At 74.2% G+C, this 16,961-nt stretch carries 22 protein-coding genes; 9 read left to right on the forward strand and 13 right to left on the reverse strand.

The genetic code is table 11. From position 1 onward, the window contains the following. Nucleotides 1–3: 3 nt before the first annotated feature. The gene (locus RF640_RS00320) at nucleotides 4–399 is read right to left on the reverse strand and encodes a hypothetical protein (protein WP_109243981.1); all 396 of its coding nucleotides are present in this window, start codon (nucleotides 397–399) and stop codon (nucleotides 4–6) included. Nucleotides 400–589: 190 nt separating this feature from the next. Between RF640_RS00320 and RF640_RS00325 the strand changes: the two genes are divergently transcribed. From RF640_RS00325 to RF640_RS00335, 3 genes are all read left to right on the forward strand, one after another. Then, nucleotides 590–1,087, forward strand: a complete 498-nt coding sequence (locus RF640_RS00325) for a DedA family protein (protein WP_017834984.1) — start codon at nucleotides 590–592, stop codon at nucleotides 1,085–1,087. A 148-nt stretch (nucleotides 1,088–1,235) separates the two neighbouring features. Then, nucleotides 1,236–2,747, forward strand: coding sequence for an amidase (locus RF640_RS00330; protein ID WP_368826139.1), 1,512 nt, complete (start codon nucleotides 1,236–1,238; stop codon nucleotides 2,745–2,747). A gap of 125 nt (nucleotides 2,748–2,872) precedes the next feature. Then, complete coding sequence (locus RF640_RS00335; RefSeq protein WP_017834986.1) at nucleotides 2,873–3,178, forward strand: hypothetical protein; 306 nt, start codon at nucleotides 2,873–2,875, stop codon at nucleotides 3,176–3,178. A gap of 16 nt (nucleotides 3,179–3,194) precedes the next feature. Here the strand turns inward: RF640_RS00335 and RF640_RS00340 are convergent, their stop codons facing one another. From RF640_RS00340 to RF640_RS00360, 5 genes are all read right to left on the reverse strand, one after another. Next, the gene (locus RF640_RS00340; RefSeq protein ID WP_017834987.1) at nucleotides 3,195–3,335 is read right to left on the reverse strand and encodes a hypothetical protein; all 141 of its coding nucleotides are present in this window, start codon (nucleotides 3,333–3,335) and stop codon (nucleotides 3,195–3,197) included. 70 nt (nucleotides 3,336–3,405) lie between these two features. Then, complete coding sequence (locus RF640_RS00345) at nucleotides 3,406–3,981, reverse strand: NADPH-dependent FMN reductase (protein ID WP_109221548.1); 576 nt, start codon at nucleotides 3,979–3,981, stop codon at nucleotides 3,406–3,408. Nucleotides 3,982–4,006: 25 nt separating this feature from the next. Further along, complete coding sequence (locus tag RF640_RS00350) at nucleotides 4,007–5,104, reverse strand: FAD-dependent oxidoreductase (RefSeq protein WP_109269064.1); 1,098 nt, start codon at nucleotides 5,102–5,104, stop codon at nucleotides 4,007–4,009. 58 nt (nucleotides 5,105–5,162) lie between these two features. Next, the gene (locus tag RF640_RS00355; RefSeq protein ID WP_368826142.1) at nucleotides 5,163–6,074 is read right to left on the reverse strand and encodes an alpha/beta hydrolase; all 912 of its coding nucleotides are present in this window, start codon (nucleotides 6,072–6,074) and stop codon (nucleotides 5,163–5,165) included. A 26-nt stretch (nucleotides 6,075–6,100) separates the two neighbouring features. After that, nucleotides 6,101–6,649, reverse strand: a complete 549-nt coding sequence (locus RF640_RS00360; RefSeq protein WP_017834991.1) for a CueP family metal-binding protein — start codon at nucleotides 6,647–6,649, stop codon at nucleotides 6,101–6,103. A gap of 147 nt (nucleotides 6,650–6,796) precedes the next feature. Between RF640_RS00360 and RF640_RS00365 the strand changes: the two genes are divergently transcribed. Continuing rightward, complete coding sequence (locus RF640_RS00365; protein ID WP_017834992.1) at nucleotides 6,797–7,681, forward strand: hypothetical protein; 885 nt, start codon at nucleotides 6,797–6,799, stop codon at nucleotides 7,679–7,681. 22 nt (nucleotides 7,682–7,703) lie between these two features. On the opposite strand, the gene RF640_RS00370 is transcribed toward RF640_RS00365, so the two are convergent. The 3 genes from RF640_RS00370 to RF640_RS00380 form a co-directional block, all read right to left on the reverse strand. After that, on the reverse strand, nucleotides 7,704–8,066 hold the full coding sequence (locus RF640_RS00370) for a YciI family protein (RefSeq protein ID WP_017834993.1): 363 nt from the start codon (nucleotides 8,064–8,066) through the stop codon (nucleotides 7,704–7,706). 35 nt (nucleotides 8,067–8,101) lie between these two features. Further along, complete coding sequence (locus tag RF640_RS00375; protein WP_017834994.1) at nucleotides 8,102–8,446, reverse strand: nuclear transport factor 2 family protein; 345 nt, start codon at nucleotides 8,444–8,446, stop codon at nucleotides 8,102–8,104. A gap of 63 nt (nucleotides 8,447–8,509) precedes the next feature. Then, nucleotides 8,510–9,646, reverse strand: coding sequence for a Gfo/Idh/MocA family protein (locus RF640_RS00380; protein ID WP_017834995.1), 1,137 nt, complete (start codon nucleotides 9,644–9,646; stop codon nucleotides 8,510–8,512). A 163-nt stretch (nucleotides 9,647–9,809) separates the two neighbouring features. On the opposite strand from RF640_RS00380, the gene RF640_RS00385 reads away from it, so the two are divergent. Together RF640_RS00385 and RF640_RS00390 are read left to right on the forward strand one after the other, a co-directional pair. Next, nucleotides 9,810–10,448 carry a hypothetical protein gene (locus RF640_RS00385; protein ID WP_017834996.1) on the forward strand — a complete coding sequence of 213 codons (639 nt, stop codon included), beginning with the start codon at nucleotides 9,810–9,812 and terminating at the stop codon, nucleotides 10,446–10,448. Between the two features lie 79 nt (nucleotides 10,449–10,527). After that, the gene (locus RF640_RS00390; protein WP_154676755.1) at nucleotides 10,528–10,686 is read left to right on the forward strand and encodes a hypothetical protein; all 159 of its coding nucleotides are present in this window, start codon (nucleotides 10,528–10,530) and stop codon (nucleotides 10,684–10,686) included. Nucleotides 10,687–10,739: 53 nt separating this feature from the next. Here the strand turns inward: RF640_RS00390 and RF640_RS00395 are convergent, their stop codons facing one another. The 4 genes from RF640_RS00395 to sigK all read right to left on the reverse strand — a co-directional run bounded on the left by RF640_RS00395 (nucleotide 10,740) and on the right by sigK (nucleotide 14,156). Next, a complete protein-coding gene (locus RF640_RS00395) occupies nucleotides 10,740–11,693 on the reverse strand; it encodes a hypothetical protein (RefSeq protein WP_109221551.1) in 954 nt (317 codons plus the stop codon). Between the two features lie 88 nt (nucleotides 11,694–11,781). Continuing rightward, on the reverse strand, nucleotides 11,782–12,651 hold the full coding sequence (locus tag RF640_RS00400; RefSeq protein ID WP_368826145.1) for a hypothetical protein: 870 nt from the start codon (nucleotides 12,649–12,651) through the stop codon (nucleotides 11,782–11,784). A 129-nt stretch (nucleotides 12,652–12,780) separates the two neighbouring features. After that, nucleotides 12,781–13,551 (reverse strand): anti-sigma factor, encoded by a 771-nt coding sequence (locus RF640_RS00405; protein WP_052132780.1) that lies wholly within the window; start codon nucleotides 13,549–13,551, stop codon nucleotides 12,781–12,783. Next, entirely contained in the window at nucleotides 13,548–14,156 is a 609-nt protein-coding gene (gene sigK, locus RF640_RS00410) for an ECF RNA polymerase sigma factor SigK (RefSeq protein ID WP_158279186.1), read from the reverse strand. The genes RF640_RS00405 and sigK overlap by 4 nt, the downstream gene beginning before the upstream one ends. Before the next feature lie 293 nt (nucleotides 14,157–14,449). Between sigK and RF640_RS00415 the strand changes: the two genes are divergently transcribed. From RF640_RS00415 to RF640_RS00425, 3 genes are all read left to right on the forward strand, one after another. Continuing rightward, on the forward strand, nucleotides 14,450–15,220 hold the full coding sequence (locus RF640_RS00415) for a hypothetical protein (protein ID WP_109221554.1): 771 nt from the start codon (nucleotides 14,450–14,452) through the stop codon (nucleotides 15,218–15,220). 21 nt (nucleotides 15,221–15,241) lie between these two features. Continuing rightward, complete coding sequence (locus RF640_RS00420; protein WP_109221555.1) at nucleotides 15,242–15,958, forward strand: class F sortase; 717 nt, start codon at nucleotides 15,242–15,244, stop codon at nucleotides 15,956–15,958. A gap of 148 nt (nucleotides 15,959–16,106) precedes the next feature. Then, on the forward strand, nucleotides 16,107–16,943 hold the full coding sequence (locus RF640_RS00425) for an alpha/beta fold hydrolase (protein WP_109221556.1): 837 nt from the start codon (nucleotides 16,107–16,109) through the stop codon (nucleotides 16,941–16,943). Nucleotides 16,944–16,961: the final 18 nt, after the last annotated feature.

Raw genomic sequence — 16,961 nt, forward strand, 5'->3', positions numbered from 1 at the left:
GTCTCAGCCCGCGGCCGGCTCCTCGGTGACCGACTCCTCGGCGGCAGGCTCCCCGGTAAGCGGCGGCTCCTGGGTCAACGGCTCCTCGGTCGTGGGCTCCTCGGTCGTGGGCTCCTCGGCGGCCGGCTCCTCAGCCACCGGCTCCGCCGACGTCGCCTCGGTCCAGGAGGCACCGGGCTCCCGGGGCGTCCCGGCGGCGAAAGCCTGCCGGACGGCCTCGGCCTGCTCCTCGGGACCGGCGTGCTCGGCGGCGGCGATCACCGTGGCGAACGCCTTCGTGTCGTGGACGAGCTCGGTGATCGTCTCGGGCGAGTCGACGCACCAGGCGTAGGCCGTCGCGTAGTCCACGGGGCGCCCGTCGGCGGTCACGGTCCCGCGCTCGTCGATCTCCACGCTCATGCGTCCTCCTCGGTCGGGGCTCCGGCCTCCGGAGCGGGCCGGCCGTACGGCGAGAGTACCCCCGGGCGGCACGGCAGGACCGGAGGAGACCCTCTGCCGGCCGGATCCGCGCCACCCGGGCGGGCACACCCCGTCGCGGAGTGACACCCTGTCGTCAGCGGTTGTCAGGCCCGCTCCCTAGACTGAACGGGTGCAGGCCTGGCTGGAGTCCCTCCCCCTCGGGGCCGCGATTCTGTTCTTCTGGGCCGGGGCCGTCGTGCGGACCACCACCATCTTCGCCCTGGGCCGTGCCGCCGCCACCGGCGGGAGCCGGCGCTCCGACCGCGTCCGCGAGCTCATGGACACCGCCGTGTACCGGCGGGCCCAGCGCCTCGTGCACCGCTGGGGCGTCCTGGCCGTCCCGGCCTGCTTCCTCACCGTGGGTCTGCAGACCGCCGTCATCCTCACCACCGCCGTCACGGGCATGCCCCTGCGTCGCTGGATCCCCGCGATGCTCGTGGGCACCCTCATCTGGGGTGTCATCTACGGCACCGTGGGCATGGCGGTCGTCTGGGCGTGGCTGGAGCAGCCGTGGGTGGTCGCGCCGGTCGTCGTCGCTGTGCTCCTCCTGCTGCTCGGCCACAGGATCCGCGCGCGACGCCGGGCCCGCCGCGAGCGCCGCGACGAGAAGGCGCCGCTCTCCCGCTGACGACCCCGCAGTGACGATCCCGGTCCGGCGGACGCCGCCCGGTCGTTGTCGTGCGAGGCACGTCACAGTACGGTGGCCCCAGCATCCGGCGTTCCGGACCGTATCCAGCGGCCGTGCACCCGGCGACCCCTGATCGTGAGGATCTCCCGTGAGCCTGAGCTGGAACATCGAAGAAGCCACCATCGACACCGTCCAGTCGGCCTACCGGGAGGGGAAGTCCACGGTCCGGGAGGTGGTGCAGGCCTACCTCGACCGGATCGCCGCTCTCGACGTCGACGGACCGGCACTGAACTCCGTGGTCACCGTCTCGGCGACGGCCCTCGACGAGGCCGACGCCCTCGACCTGGAGTACGCGGCCCGCGGTGAGCTGTCGGGACCGTTGCACGGTGTGCCGGTCCTGGTCAAGGACCAGGTCGCGACCGCCGGGCTGCGGACCACCTACGGCAACCGGGCCACGGCCGGGCACGTCCCGGAGCGGGATGCCACGGCGGTCGCCAGGCTGAGGGAGGCGGGAGCGGTCATCCTGGGCAAGACCACGATGCCCGACTTCGCGACCTCCTGGTTCTCGACCTCGTCCGTGTCCGGGGTGACGAAGAATCCCTACGACCTCTCCCGGGACCCGGGGGGATCCAGCAGCGGAACGGCCGCGGCGATCGCCGCGAACCTGGCGCTGGTCGGCATCGGCGAGGACACGGGAGGTTCCATCCGCCTCCCGGCGTCCTTCTGCAACCTGGTGGGCGTGCGCGTCACACCGGGCCTGATCAGCCGGGACGGCATGTCCCCGCTGGTGGTCCCCCAGGACACGGCCGGGCCGATGACCCGGACGGTGGAGGACGCCGCGAAGGTCCTCGACGTCCTGGTGGGCTTCGACCCGGCGGACGCCTACACGGTCGCGGTCCGGCAGCGCCGCCGGAGCGCGTCCTTCACCGAGGCGGCCGCCGGCGGATCGTTGCAGGGCCGGCGCCTCGGCGTCCTGCGCGGGGCGTTCGGCGATCCCGCCGACCCGGAGGCTGCGGCCGTCGTCCGCGTGGTCGAGGACGCGCTGGCACGGCTCGCCGGGGCCGGGGCGGAACTGGTCGATGTGGAGATCCCCGGTCTGATGGACTACGTGGGCTTCACCTCGCTGTACTTCACCCGTTCCCGGCAGGACATGAACGCCTTCTTCGCCGCCCATCCGGAGACGGGCATCGGCGGTGTGGACGAGGTCCGCGCGAACGGCACCTACGACTCGCACCTGGACCTCTTCGAGGGCATCACCGACGGCCCCGAGGACCCGCGCACCGACCCCCAGTACCTGGACCGGGTGCTGACCCGCGAGGACTTCGTGCGAGCCGTGCAAACGCAGTTTTTGGAGCTGGGCCTGGACGCCATGGTCTTTCCCGACGTCCAGCTCGCGGCTCCCACCCACGAGGACGTGCTCGGGGGCCGGTGGACGTGCCTCACCTACCCGACCAACACGGTGATCGCCTCGCAGCTTCACTTCCCGGCCGCCACCGTGCCGGCCGGCTTCACCGAGGACCGTCTGCCCGTGGGCCTGGAGATCATGACGTCCAGCTTCGAGGAGACCGACCTGCTCGCGGTGGCCCGGGGTGTGGAGGCCACGCTCGACGCCCGCAGGGCACCGCGGCTGGAGGCCGTGGTCGATCCACTGACCAGCTGATCCCGCGGGTGCGCGCAGAGGCCGGTACCGAGCCACCTCGTCACGCCGTGCGGCGCGACCGGACCCCGACCGGTCTCAGAGAATTCTTATGAACCGGGGGTAGTGTTCCGGCAGTGATGTCACCGATGCAGTCCCCCGTTCCCCACATGTTCGCCGCGCCCGTCTACGCCGCCGAGCGGCTGCTCGTCGAGGCCATCCACGACGAGCACGTCAGCGTCGACGCCGTCGTCGTCCTCGACGCCCTGGCCGAGCACGTCACGGCCGCTGAGGCCCCCGCCCTCGAGGTCGTCGCCGAGGACGCCCAGCTCACCTGCGCGGAGCTCACGGCCGCCCTGGGCGACCTGGACGACCTGGGCTACCTCCAGGAGCTGGCCGAGCACGCCCCGCCCCTGTCGGCTCTTCGCGCCTCGCTCTTCGGAACGGCCGCCTGAGCCCAGCGGAACGGGCTCAGTCCCGCTGCTCGGACTCCTCGTTCTTGGCGTCCCCGTGCTCGTGCGGGATCGGGGTCATCTCGGTGGTCATGTCGGCGTCGTCGTTGGAGGCGGCGTCCTCGATGGGGTCCGGGCTGGAGGTGGGCTGCTCGCTCACGGGGTGCTCCTTCGTCGGGATGGCGTGCGCCGCATCGGCGCGGTGTCCCCAGACTACGACGGCGCCCTGCTCAGCCGGCGTCCTCCGCCGGGGCGCGCAGCGGCGCGAGGGCGGTGGACCAGGCCACGACCTGGTCCAGCATCGTGGCCAGCGAGCGCCGGTGGTGCTCGGCCGGGGCGAAGGTGCGGTAGTGCTCGAAGTCGGTGCGCAGGGACAGCGACACCTGCTGGCGCACGTCGGCCAGCTGCAGCTCCCCGGCCACCTGCCGCAGCTGCTCCACGGCGCGCACGCCACCGGCGGTGCCGTAGGAGACGAAGCCCACGGCCTTGTTGTTCCACTCGGCGTAGAGGTAGTCGAAGGCGTTCTTCAGCACCCCGGGCGCGCCGTGGTTGTACTCGGGGGTGACCACCACGAAGCCGTCGAAGCGATCGATCGTGGCCGCCCACCGCCTGGTGTGCTCGTTCTGGTACTTCCCGGCCGAGGGCGGCACCGGCTCGTCGAAGTGCGGCAGCGGGTGCTCGCGCAGGTCGAGGAGCTCGAACCGGGCGTCGCCGCGCCCGGAGGCGTGGGCGAGGACCCAGCGGGCCACGTCCCCGCCGTTGCGGTTCGGCCGGGTGCTGCCGAGGATGATGCCGATACGGACCATGGCGGTCCCTCCCGAGGGTCTCGGATCAGGTGCTGACAGTGGCAACACGTGCTGCGGGCCGCTGCTTCCCGGCCGGAGCCGCGGACAGCAGCCGCACGGCCTCGCGGGCGGCCGCCCGCCCCGCACGGGTGGCGCCGAGGGTCGAGGCCGAGGCGCCGTAGCCGACCAGCAGCACCCGCGGATCCCGGAGCACGCGCACCCCGTCCATCCGGATGCCGCCGCCAGGTTCGCGCAGCCCCAGGGGTGCCAGGTGGTCCAGGGCGGGCCGGAAGCCGGTGGCCCACAGGATCGCGTCCGCCCGCACCTCCCGGCCGTCGGCGAGCCGGACGCCCTCCGGCGTCACCGCCCCCAGCGGCCCGGCAGAGACGAGGATCCCGGCCTCGATCCCGGCCCGGTACTGCGCGGTCCGGGGCAGCCCGGTCGCCGAGACCACGCTGGCCGTCGGCAGCCCCGCGCGGGTCCGCTCGTCGACCCGGCGCTCGACGTCCCGCCCCCAGTCCGGGTCGAACTCCCGGTCCGTGAAGCGCGGGGGCCGGCGGGTGACCCACGTGGTGGTGGCGCCCGCCGCGGCGAGCTGGAGCAGGAACTGCACGGCCGAGGTGCCGCCGCCCACGACCACCACGTGCCGGCCACGGAACTCCTCCGCCGAGCGGAAGTCGTGGGTGTGCAGCTGCCGCCCGCGGAAGGACTCCCGCCCGGGGTAGTACGGCCAGTGGGGGCGGTCCCAGGTGCCGGTGCCGTTGATCACCAGCTCCGTCCGCCAGGTGCCGGTGTCCGTGACCACCTCGAGCAGCCCGTCGTCGGACGCCGCCTCGACCCGCCGCACCGCGACGGGACGGTGGACCGGCAGCGCGAAGCGGCGCTCGTACTCGCCGTAGTAGCGCGCGACGACGGCGGAGGCCGGCTCGGCCGGGTCCGGCACCCCGAGGGGCAGCCCGGGCAGGTCGTGGATCCCGTGGGCGCCGCCGAAGGTGAGCGAGGGCCAGCGGTGCCGCCACGCTCCCCCGGGGCCGGGATTGGCGTCGAGGACCACGAAGTCCTCCTCGGGGACCAGTCCCCGGCGCCGCAGGTGGTGGGCCGCCGACAGCCCGGCCTGTCCCGCCCCGATGACCACGACCTTCATGCCCGCTCCCCTTTTTGGTTGATGTATCACCAATCAGGGAACGGCCGGGGGTGCCGAGCTATTCCTGGGCCCGCCCCGCCGCCGGGGCGTGCTCCCCGAGCAGGGAGCGCACGTGCCGGACCGCCCGCCGGGCCTCCGGCGTCCACCAGGCGCCCACGTAGACGTGGAAGGCGCCGGGCTCGTAGATCAGCTTCCCCGGGTTGCCTGCCCGCGCCAGGTCCCGCGCGAAGGCCAGGACGTCGGCGGCCAGGATGTCCTTGCCGCCCTGGACCACGTGCACCGGCGGCAGCCCGGCCACGTCCCCGTAGAGCGGGCTGACCAGCGGGTCGGTGAGCTCGCGGTCCCGCGCCCAGGCCGCGGCCATGGGCACCACCCGGTCGGTGCTCAGCATGGGGTCGTGCGGATCGATCTCCCGCACGGCCGGGTGCGTGGCGGAGACGTCCACCGCCGGGGAGAAGCCCACCACGTGGTCGGGCATCCGCTGCCCGGCGTCCCGCAGGCGCATGGCCAGCCCGATCGCCAGGCACCCGCCGGCCGAGTCCCCCGCGACCACGATCCGGCCCGCGGCGGACCGGGTCACGAGGTCCGCCCAGGCCGCGGCGAGGAAGTCGTAGCCCTCGTCCACGTGGCCCTCCGGGGCCAGCCGGTACAGCGGGACCGTGACCGTGGTCCCGGTGTCCTTCACGAGCTCGCGGACGATCCACCAGTGCGCCGGCAGCAGCGGGTTCACGAACGCCCCGCCGTGCAGGTAGATCAGGTGGGACCCGTCCGCCCCGGCGCGCGGGGTCAGGCGCAGCAGCGGGCGCCCGGCCACCTCGGTGCGCTCCACGGCGTGCGAGCGCCGCAGGTCGGCGGGGATCCTGGCCGGCTCCGGGTACCGGCGCCCGTGCAGCTGCTCCACCGGGGTCCACGGCTGCAGGCGCGCCCGCAGCCGGACCGCCTGGGAGGTCACGGCCATGCTGATGCTCATCCGATCACCCTTCCTTCGCGCCGGACTCAGGCCAGCTGGAGGGTGGTGAGGCAGGTCGGGCTGTCCGGGGAGGTCTCGAACTCCTGGACCGCCCGGCCCCGCTCCGAGCTGATCTCGAGCGTGCCGGTGATGTCCTTGGGCAGCCAGAAGCCCACGAACCCGTTCTCGTAGCTGGTCACGCTCTCGTCCACGAGCACGGCCCCGGAGCCGTCGGTGATCCGCACGTCGAAGTCCTCGCCCACGAGCTCGCCCTGGCACCCGGAGAGGCTGTGGAAGAAGCACTCGTGGGTCGTGGTGGCATACGGGGCGACCGCCAGGTAGAAGCGGTCCTCCGGCATGGGCAGGGTCGTCTCGGCGGCGCCGTCGTCGAGGACCACCTCGTCGTAGGTCACGGAGCCGGCGAGCCCGGCGTCGCGGTCCTCGTGCGTGCGGTCCAGCTGCTCGACGACCTCCTGCGTGCTCGCGCCCTCGAGCCCGTGCGCCCGGAGCAGGTCGTCCTGCTCGGAGCCCCCGCCGGCGCAGCCGGAGACGAGGAGGAGGACGGCGGCGGACACGGACAGCACGGCGGATCGCATGGGTCCAGGATATCGGGGCGGCCCCTGTCGCCGGCCCCTCCGCGGCCGCCCCGGGATGCCGGGAGTTTCCTGTGGGACCGGTCACAGATCCCGCCCCGGCGGCTAGAGTGGATGTCCAGTGGTGTGAGGGGTTCGGGAGGATCCGCCGTGCAGAACACCGAGAACAACGACGTCTCCGGGATCGTGCTCCTGATCGCCGGGGCGGTGGTCCTGTCGGTGGTCTCGTTCGTCCTCGTCAACCTGGGCACGATCCTTCTCCTCCTGCTGGCCGGGGCCGTCCTGTGGCTGCTCGGCATGTTCGTGCGGGAGTTCGCCCGCTCCCTGACGGAGCGCGCGCGGGAGCGGCTGCACGGCACGTCGCGAAGCCCTGCCGGGTCCGGTGCGCGGACGGCCTGCAGGGCCACCGCGAGGATTCCGGGCAAGAGCCCCCGGAAGAACAGCGGGAAGTCGATCGTGAGGACCGCCGAGCAGGCCCGGCTGACCGCCGCGGAGGACATGCGCACCGCGTGGATCCGCTGGCAGCTCGGCGTCCTGCCGCCGCAGCAGCGGCACGGGGACGCGAGCTTCATCGCCGTCCGGCTGGCCGAGGTCCCGCACGCGGACTGGGACGCGACCCGGCTCCGGCGGCACGGCCAGGCCCTGTGGTCCGTCCGGGACGCCGCCGCCAGGACGCCCCTGCACGGGGAGGTCGAGGCCCGCCTGGACCGGGTGGCCGCCATGCTCTCGGAGCTGACCGACGAGGAGTTCGACACCCACCGCGGCCAGATCGACGACCGCTACCTGTACCACCCGGACCGGGAGGTCCGGGCCGCCTACCTGGCGGGCGGCTCGCAGGGCGTCGAGGCCATCATGGGCACCATCACCGCCGTCCGCGCCCAGGTCCGCGAGGACGCCGCCGCCCGGGCGGCCGCGGACTTCCTGGCGCGCGAGCGCAACGCCGCGCTCCGGGCCCTGCGGGAGACCCGGCGGCCGGCCCGGCCCCGGGACGCCCACGCCGCGTGGGAGGCGCAGGCCGAGCAGATCGGCCGGTGAGCCGCCGGGACCGGGGCGGGCCCTACGCCAGGTGCTCCTCCGGCTCGCCCTGGAACTCGCGCACCTCCACCGGGAGCGTGGTCGCCTGCGCCAGCTTGCGGCCCCACTCGATGGCGGCGTCGTAGTCCGGGGCGGCCACGATGCAGATGCCCCCGGCGTGCTCGTCTTCGCGCTCGTACGGACCGTCGGTGGTCACCACGTCCTCGCCGTGGAAGCGCACGACGACGGAGGCCTCCGCCCGGTCCAGGCCCCCGGCGAAGACCCACGCCCCGGCCGCCCTGAGCTCCTCGTTGAACGCGGCGACGTCCCGCATCACGGGCTCGAGGATCTCCGGGGCCGCCGGTCCGCCGTCGGGCTGTTCGATGCTGAGCAGGTAGTGCTTCATGGCGAGCCTCCTGGGCGTCGGATGGTCCTCGGAGTCTACGGTCGCGGCGGCCCGCCGAAATAGACCTGGGCGTCCACCACCTGCCCGTCGCGCACGGTGATCGCCTCCATGTTCCGGAAGGTCCCCCCGGTCCGGAGCTCGTACTCGTACCGGACGAGCACCAGGCCGGGCTCCGCCTCGACCACCTGGAGCAGGTCCTGCCGGGAGACCCGCTGCGCCGTGGGGAAGCACCGCTCGAAGTACGCGGCCCGGTCGATGTGGTCGTCCTGCGGGGACGTGAACCGGAATCCGTCCCCGACGAGCCCGCGGGCCGCCGCCTCGTCCTGCGCGAGATAGGCGGCGAAGAGCCGCCGGACGACGTCCGTGCTGCTGCTGGTCATGCCCGCAAGCTACTCCCGGGCGGGGTGCGGGACAAGCACCGGAGCCGGTCCGCCCGCCGGGGCTCAGCCGTTCTGCGGGACCTGGGCCACCAGCTCGTCGTCGCCGGGCTCCGCCACGGGCGGCAGGGCCCGGGCCTGCTCCGCGACGGGGCGCACCGCGCGGTCCGCGGGCTCCAGGCGCACGGTCCGGCCCGTCTCGAGGGAGGCGAGCACCGCCTCGTGCACCCGGATGTCCATCAGCCCCTCCTCCCCGCCGGCCTCGGGATCGGTGCCGGTGAGGATGCAGTCCGAGAAGTACTCGGTCTGGCCCGCGAACTGCTCCACCGGGTCGTGGGTGCGGGTCTCGCTGCGCCCGTCGCGGGTCACGGTCCAGCTGATGCCCACCTCGGGGCCGAAGCCGAAGCACGGCTGCGCCGCGACCACGCCCCCGGTGCCCACCACCGTGAACTGCTCGGTGGCCTCGCCCGCGTAGCTGATGGTGAACTGCGCCACCCGCTGCCCGGGGAAGCGCAGCGTCACCGCCACGGTGTCGTCGAAGTCGAAGCCGCGCCCCGGGGTCCGCACCCCCATCGCGTGGACCTCGAGGGGCTCGGCCGCGAACAGGTGGCGCACCGCGTTGAGGGGGTAGCTGCCCATGTCCGGGATGGGCCCGCCCCAGTACCCGGAGTGCCCGCGGTGGTTGGCCTCGTCGATGTCCTGGGTGAAGACGGCGGTGAACAGCCGGGGGTCGCCCACCAGCCCCTCGTCCCGGACCCGGGTGATCAGCTCGAGCGTGCCGGGCTCGTGGTGCAGCCGGTACGCGACCATCAGCCGGGCCCCGCCGCGCGCGGCGGCGTCGATCATCGCCCGGCAGTCCGCCACGGACGTCTCCATCGGCTTCTCCACCAGCACGTGGACGCCCGCCTCGAGCGCCGGCTCGGCGAACTCGCGGTGCCGGAACACGGGCGTGGCCACGTAGACCGCGTCCACGTCCCCGGAGGCCAGCAGCGCGGGGTAGTCCTCGTAGGAGTACGCGGGCACGCCGTACTCGGCCGCGAGCTCCCGGGCCTTGTCCGGGGTGCCGGTGACCAGCGCCGCCAGCACGGAGCTGCCGGCCCGGGCCATGGCGGGCAGGAACGCCTGCTGGGAGATCTGGCCGAGCCCGACCACCGCGTAGCGCACGGGGCCGTTCGTCGAGGGGGCGGTCCGGGGAGAGGTCATGGGGGCATCCTTCGCGGTCGGGACGGACGGTCCCGGCCAGACTAGCCCCGCGGGGTCCCGGCCGGGCGGAGCGGGCCCGGCGTCCCCGGATCCCGCCGGATGCGCGATCATGGGAGGTCCGAGGGACCGCGCACGCGTCCGTCCCCGCCCGTCAGGAGGATCCGTGCCCAAGAGCAAGCCCCGCAAGAAGGCCGCCGCCAAGAAGAAGCAGCAGCGGCGGGAGTTCCACGCCGCGGCCGGCGCCCGCACCGTCGACATCGAGGGCGCCGCTCAGGGCACCTGGGACGACGACGCCCACGAGCTGCTCGTCGCCCGCGGCTGGGTGGCCTACCGGGACCTGGAGATGGACCAGCTCGGTGACGGCTGGGAGTGGCTGCCGTCCCAGCTGCCCCTCGACGCCGGCGTGGGCGGGGAGCCCGGGCCCACCACCGTGTTCGCCGCGGCCGAGGGCGGCTACGACGTCGAGCTGGCCAACCCGAACGGCTCCGTGGACCCGGACCGCGCGGGCCACTACGACACCCTCGAGGACCTCGCGGCGGACCTGGACAGCCTCGAGGCCTGGCGCGTGCCGGCCGACGAGTACGTCCTGCCGGACGTCCCCGCGTTCTCCGCGGACACCCCGTGGGCGATCTGCCAGCTCTGGGCCGGCGGGATGATCGACCACTGGGAGCTCGCGGCGGACCTCATCCACTTCCCGTACGAGGAGACCGAGGAGGGCTTCGCCGCGGTCGAGCGCGCCCACCGGACCGGGCTGATCCCCGCCCAGCTCTACGCCGCGATCCGCGCCGGCCGGGCCGCGTAGCGGGATCCTCTTGTCGGGGCCCCGGGCCCGGCGTAGCGTGAGCCGGGACCATCACCCTGCTGAGCGCACGAGGAGCGGCATGAGCGAGACGACCCCGGACCCGGCCCGGAACAAGCCCTCCCAGGCCGAGGGAGACGTGCCGGAGGACCAGAGCGTGCAGTCGGCCGTCGACCCGGACGACAACAAGCCCTCCCAGGCCGAGGGGGACGCCCCCGAGGACGCGCCGGGCGACGACTGATCCCCGGCCCGGACGGCCCCGGGCGCCCCGCCGAGAGCGGCACGCGCCCGGGATCAGTGCCGGGTCAGCCCCCGGTCGTCCCGGGCGGAGGCGTTCTTCGGCGCCCACGCGGACAGGCCGAGGAGGTCGGCCACCTCGCGGTAGTGGCTGGTGGAGAGGATCCCGAAGCCGGCCTCGACCGCGCGGCGGTAGTAGTGCACGTCCAGGGCGTCGGCGGACAGGTTCTCGTCGTAGCGGTGCAGCTCGAGGCGCATGGGCACGTTCCAGCTCCGCATCCGCAGGCTCTCCTCCATGTCCGGGACGTAGTGGCCGGCGAAGCCGATCACCCGGCGGAGGTCGGGCACCTCCCGCCGGACGTCGTCGACCGTGGGCAGGCCGTCCGGGTGGGTCGGGACGAAGTAGACGAGGTCGGGGGCGATCCTGCGGTAGACGGCCAGCTCCGTCATCCCGTGCACGCTCACCACCACCTGGCCCTCGGCCCGGTGCGTGCGGACGAGCTCGACGACGGCCTCCGGGGTCACGTTCTTGACGTCGAGCCACAGCACCGCCCCGGCCAGCACCGCCCAGGTGAGGAACTCGCCGGCCTCCCGGATGGGGAACCGGGTGACCTCGCCGTAGTTGTCCACCAGGTGCTGGCTGAGCACGTAGTCGGCCGACTGCTCGCTCACCGGGCCGGCGCCGGTGCTCCCGTGCCCCATGACGGCCTCGTGCAGGACCACGCACCGGCCGTCGACCGTGGTGCGCAGCTCGATCTCGATCATGGTGCGCGCCCGGGTGGCCAGGACGTTCTGGGCGGACTCGAGCGCCGAGCAGGGCCAGGGCCCGTCGGGGTGGAATCCGGCGCGGCGGGCGAGCAGGAGGGGCCCGTCGGCGGACAGGCGGTCGTGGCGGGTGTAGGCGGCCAGTTCGGCCGGCGAGTCGAAGACGATCGAGTGCCCTGCTGCGCGCGCCGGCACGTCGGCTGCGACGTGGTCCGGCGAGTCCGGGCGGCGGTAGTTCTTCGGCATGGGAACTCCTGGGGGGATGGGAGCGCGGACAGCGGCCGTGGGGGGACGGCCGGCGGACGGGAAGCGGGGGAACTGCCCGTCCACGTGCTCAGGGGCCCTCGGCCACCCGTGCACGCTCCAACTCTTCCACGTCCGAGGCCGAATACGTGGCTGCGATCTGCATGTCGTTGCCCCCGCGCAGGACATTGCGGGTGCTGAGGCCCCGGAAGAGCGTCCTGGGGATGGGCCGGTAGGCGGTGCGGCCGTCTCCGACGGGCCGGACGCCGGTCCCGTGGCGCAGGGCGACGGCGTGCAGCCACACGTCGTCGGCCATCGGCGCGCACGCGGTGAACGCGGTGCCGAGCTCGCGCAGGGCGTCGAGCAGGTGCGGCGGGTAGAGCACGCCGGAGGTGCCCGTGGCGAAGGTGCGGACGGACGCTCCCGCCGGGGCGCCGGGGCTCCACGTCGCGTAGGGCAGGATCCGTCCTCCGCCGAGGCGGATCCGGTGGGTGCGGTGGGCGACCACGTCGTGCGGGTGCCGCGCGTGGACCGCGAGCAGCTCCTCGAGCCACGCCGGGCCGTAGAGCACGTCGTCGTCCGCGATGACCAGCGGCAGCTCGTGCCGCGCCCGGGACCGGACGTAGGGGTAGTACTTCTGGTGGGGGCCCCAGTCCTCGGTGCACCTCAGCTCGAGGCCCCGGCGCACCAGCCGGGCCAGCGGCGCGGGCGGGTCCGCCACGACGTCGGCCTCGCGCAGCCACAGGATCAGCCGCTGCGGGCGCACGGTGCCGTGCACCATCGACTCGACGGCCAGGTGCACCGCCCGGATCCGGCTCCCGTAGGACGTGAGGCTCACGACCACGGGCGCGCCCCCCCGCACGGGCGCGTCCGAGAAGCGGTTCCGGAGCCGGAAGTGCAGGGCGCTGCGGCTGGTGCGGAACGAGCGCAGCCAGTCGAGGACCAGCTCCCGGGACAGCACCCACCGCAGGGGGTGCCGGCGCCTCCCGCCCGGCCGGGGCCTCACGACGGGCGTGCCGGGGCCGCCCGGGCCGCGCCGCCGCCGGAAGGTTCTGCCTCGGTCATGAACTCATTCTGGCAGGAGCCGCGCTCAGATCTCCGCGGCGGCCAGCACCGGCAGGGTGGGCGTCTCGGAGCCGCCGGCGGGCTCCACGGTCATGGCCACCGCCCCGGCCCGGTCGATGTCGCCGTCCAGCCAGACCTGCACCTGTCCGCCGCCGAAGCGCACGTCCGGCACCGGGGTCTCGTCCTGCACGAGCCACAGCTGGTACTCCCGGCCCTCCCCCGGTCCGGCGAGGTCGGAGGCGACGAACAGCGCCGCGTCCGCCTGCGCCGAGACCACCAGGGTGGCCGGGCGGCCGTCCACGTCGAGCTGGCGGGTGGTGACGTCCGGGGCGCTCAGCAGCCGGTTCTGCCGGTCCTGCTCCTGGGCCACGAGCTGCTGCTCCCGCTGCTCGGCCTGCGTGCCCACGGCCCAGCCGCCCAGGGCCGCACCGGGCAGGAGCACGGCGGCCGCGGCGGCGGCCAGCCAGCGGCGCCGGGGCGGGCGCCGCTGGGCCAGGGACACGGGCGCGTCCCCGGCCCGGTCCTCGGCCCGTTCCTCCGGCCGCCGCTCCTGGGGCGTCCCGCGCACGGCCGCGAGGACGTCCCCGCGCAGCGCCGCCGGCGGCGGCTCGGCCACGGCGGCGGCGAGGTGCGCCCCGACCTCCCCGAACGCGGCCACCTCCTCCCGGCAGGCGGCGCAGCCGCGCAGGTGGAGCTCGAACGCGGCGCGCTCGCCGGGCTCGAGGGCGTCCACGGCGTAGAGCGCCGCGTCGGCGTGGACGTCGCCGGCCCGGTCGTCCCCCTGGATGTCCTTCACTGCCGCACCCCCAGTGCCGATCTCAGATTGGTGAGTCCGTCGCGGATCCTGGCCTTCGCCGTGCCCAGCGGGACGTCCAGGTGCTCCGCGACCTGCCGGTGACTGTACCCCCGGTAGTAGACCAGGCAGACGGCCTCCCGCTGGAGCGGGCTGAGCCCGCCGAGCTCGGCCCGCACCTCCTCGGAGTCCAGGGACTGCTCCACCTCGCTCCAGGTGGAGTCGGAGGGCGTCTCGGCCCGCCGGACCTCGTACTGCTGGTCCCGGTCCCGCTCCCGCTGGCTCTGCCGGATCCGGTCCACCGCGCGGCGGTGGGCCATGGTGCACAACCACGCCAGGACCGTGCCGCGGCCGGCGTCGAAGCGCTCCGCCTGCTGCCATGCCATCAGGTAGACCTCCTGGACCACCTCGGCGGCGAGCTCCGGGGAGCGGAGCAGCCGCAGCACGAGTCCGTGGACCGTGGACGACGTCGCGTCGTACAGCTGGGCGAAGGCGTCCTCGTCACCGCCCGCCACGCGGCGCAGCAGCTCGACCTGTTGTTCGGTCCGCCCGGGCACGGGGACCGGGGCCCCGGCTCTCCCGCTCCGGCCGGTCGGTCCTGGGCTCACGCGGTCTCGCTGTTCCCTCGGAGAGCGGCGCCCCGCCCGGGGTCCGGGCGGGAGCAGTGTCGCACTGCACCTTGCCACACCGGGTCGATGTGATGCCATCGACACACTCGTCGTCTCCATGACCGTTGTTCGTCGCGGGGCCGGCACCGGACGGGTCGGCGGTCCGTTCCGGCGCGCCGGAAACTTTTCTGCCCCCGCACCCGTCCGGGCCCGTTCCGGCGCCGAACTCACCGTGCGCACACCGAAAGTGCGCACCCGGCACGACCCCCCGGTACGACACAGGAGAGAATCTGATGCGCAAGTCCATGCTCCTCACAGTCCCCACCCTGGCCCTCGGCGCGCTCACCATGGCCGCCGCGCCCGCCGCCGCCCACGACTCCGACATGTGGCCCGCCCAGGCGGCGCTGAGCACCCTGAACAACTCCGGCACCACCGGCGAGGTCATGGTCGACGTCCACGGCACCGAGGCCACCGTCACGATGAACGTGAGCGGCGCGGCCGAGACGTTCATGGACGGCCCGTTCCCGCACGCCCAGCACATCCACATCCACGGCCAGGGCACCTGCCCGGGCCCGGAGGCGGACGCGGACGGCGACGGCGTGGTCAACACCACCGAGGGCCACCCCTTCTACGGCATGATCGGCACCTCGCTGACCACCGAGGGCGACACCAGCCCCGACTCCGGCCTGGCCGTGGAGCGCTTCCCGGGCGGCTCCGCGTACACCTACGAGCGGACCCTGCAGCTGGACGAGGCCACCGCCGAGTCCCTGCAGAACGGCACCGCGGTCGTCGTGGTCCACGGCGTGGACCCGGCGAAGATGCCCGCCGCGGCCGCCGAGAAGATGAGCGACCTCGACCCGGCGCTGCCCGCGGCCGCGACCCTCCCGGCCGCGTGCGGCACGCTGACCGCCTCGCAGATGGGCGCCATGCCGGAGGGCGGCGCCGACACCGGCGTGGCCCAGGAGACGGGGTCCACCGCCCAGACCGCGGCCCTCGGCGGCGGCGTCCTGGCCGCCGCGGCCGGCGCCGCGTGGGCCCTGCGCCGTCGCGCAGCGCGCAGCTGATCCGACGGGACGGTTCCTGCTGTGACGGGATCGACCTCCGGTCGTCGCGGAGGCCTGCTGGCCTCCGCGACGACCGCCGTCCTGCTCGCCACCGGCTGCGCCGCGTCCGACGACGGCGCCGCGCCGGCTGCCGGCAGCACCCCGCCGACGGCCTCGAGCACCGCCTCGCCGTCGAGCACCTCGGCGCCCTCGGTCGCGGCGTCCGCCCCGTCCGCGACGGGGAGGCCGACCGCCGCCGCAACGGACAGTCCAGCGGACGGCCCCGCGGACGGCCCCGCGGTCCTGGGCGCGTCGGAGCCGGTCTCCCTGTCCGTCCCGGCCACCGGCACCGAGTCCGAGCTGCTGCGCCTGGGCCTGCGCGAGGACGGCTCGCTCGAGGTCCCGCCCGAGGGGCCCGGCTCCCCGGCGAGCTGGTACACCGGGTCCCCCACCCCCGGCGAGCGCGGCCCGGCCGTGCTGCTGGGCCACGTCAACGCCACGGGCGGCGGCCCCGGGGTCTTCGCCGGGCTGCGCGCCCTGGAACCCGGCGACACGATCGAGGTGGCCCGGGAGGACGGGTCCACGGCGGTCTTCGCCGTCGACCGCGGGGAGCAGTACGGCAAGGACGACTTCCCCACCCTCGAGGTCTACGGCAACACGGAGGGGTCCGAGCTGCGGCTGATCACCTGCGACGGCTTCGACCCGGCCACCGGGGAGTTCGACGACAACTACGTGGTCTACGCGTCCCTGGTGCCCTGAGCGGCGCAGCCCTGGGAACGAGCGCTGGTGCGCACCGCCCCGGCCTCGCGCGGAGAACGACCCTTCCCTAGGCTTCTGCGCAGGGAACGGCCGTTCTCTGCATCTGTCGCACCAGCGAGAGGTCGCACCAGCGAGAGGAAGAGCCTCCATGGGTCACATCACCGTCGGCACCGAGAACAGCACCGACATCGAGCTGTACTACGAGGACCACGGCAGCGGTCAGCCCGTCGTCCTCATCCACGGGTACCCCCTGGACGGCTCGTCCTGGGAGAAGCAGACCGCCGCCCTGCTCGGGGCCGGCTATCGCGTGATCACCTACGACCGCCGCGGCTTCGGCCGCTCGAGCCGGCCGACGACGGGTTACGACTACGACACCTTCGCCGCCGACCTCGACACCGTCCTGAGCACCCTCGACCTGAACGACGTGGTCCTGGTGGGCTTCTCCATGGGGACCGGGGAAGTGGGGCGCTACCTCGGGACCTACGGATCCTCGCGGGTGGCCAAGGCGGCCTTCCTGGGCTCGCTCGAGCCGTACCTGCTGCAGACCGAGGACAACCCCACGGGCGTGCCCCAGGACGTCTTCGACGGCCTGGCCGCAGCCGTGACCGCCGACCGCTACGCGTTCTTCGCCGAGTTCTTCGGCAACTTCTTCAACACGGACACGTTCCTGGGCACGGACCGGCTGAGCCAGGAGGTCGTGGACGCCTGTCGGAACATCGCCGCCCGCTCCGGGACCGTGGCGTCGGTGGCCGCCCAGCCCACCTGGCTGACCGACTTCCGGGCCGACATCCCCAAGATCGACGTGCCGGCCCTGATCGTGCACGGCACCGCGGACAACATCCTGCCCATCGACGCCACCGGCCGGCAGTTCCACCAGGCCCTCCCGCAGGCGGAGTACGTCGAGATCGAGGGCGCCCCGCACGGGCTGCTCTGGACCCACGGCGCAGAGGTCAACGAGGCGCTGCTGGACTTCCTCGCCCGGTAGCCGCACCCGCCCCCTGGA

This window comes from Kocuria sp. CPCC 205231, assembly GCF_040980965.1.
Classification (GTDB): Bacteria; Actinomycetota; Actinomycetes; order Actinomycetales; family Micrococcaceae; genus Kocuria; species Kocuria rosea.

Bases quoted from the DNA above. Each gene is read 5' to 3' on its own strand.
- RF640_RS00320 (WP_109243981.1), bottom strand. From the start codon at position 399: ATGAGCGTGGAGATCGACGAGCGCGGGACCGTGACCGCCGACGGGCGC.
- RF640_RS00335 (WP_017834986.1), top strand. From the start codon at position 2,873: ATGCAGTCCCCCGTTCCCCACATGTTCGCCGCGCCCGTCTACGCCGCC.
- RF640_RS00345 (WP_109221548.1), bottom strand. From the start codon at position 3,981: ATGGTCCGTATCGGCATCATCCTCGGCAGCACCCGGCCGAACCGCAAC.
- RF640_RS00350 (WP_109269064.1), bottom strand. From the start codon at position 5,104: ATGAAGGTCGTGGTCATCGGGGCGGGACAGGCCGGGCTGTCGGCGGCC.
- RF640_RS00355 (WP_368826142.1), bottom strand. From the start codon at position 6,074: ATGAGCATCAGCATGGCCGTGACCTCCCAGGCGGTCCGGCTGCGGGCG.
- RF640_RS00360 (WP_017834991.1), bottom strand. From the start codon at position 6,649: ATGCGATCCGCCGTGCTGTCCGTGTCCGCCGCCGTCCTCCTCCTCGTC.
- RF640_RS00370 (WP_017834993.1), bottom strand. From the start codon at position 8,066: ATGAAGCACTACCTGCTCAGCATCGAACAGCCCGACGGCGGACCGGCG.
- RF640_RS00375 (WP_017834994.1), bottom strand. From the start codon at position 8,446: ATGACCAGCAGCAGCACGGACGTCGTCCGGCGGCTCTTCGCCGCCTAT.
- RF640_RS00380 (WP_017834995.1), bottom strand. From the start codon at position 9,646: ATGACCTCTCCCCGGACCGCCCCCTCGACGAACGGCCCCGTGCGCTAC.
- RF640_RS00390 (WP_154676755.1), top strand. From the start codon at position 10,528: ATGAGCGAGACGACCCCGGACCCGGCCCGGAACAAGCCCTCCCAGGCC.
- RF640_RS00395 (WP_109221551.1), bottom strand. From the start codon at position 11,693: ATGCCGAAGAACTACCGCCGCCCGGACTCGCCGGACCACGTCGCAGCC.
- RF640_RS00415 (WP_109221554.1), top strand. From the start codon at position 14,450: ATGCGCAAGTCCATGCTCCTCACAGTCCCCACCCTGGCCCTCGGCGCG.
- RF640_RS00425 (WP_109221556.1), top strand. From the start codon at position 16,107: ATGGGTCACATCACCGTCGGCACCGAGAACAGCACCGACATCGAGCTG.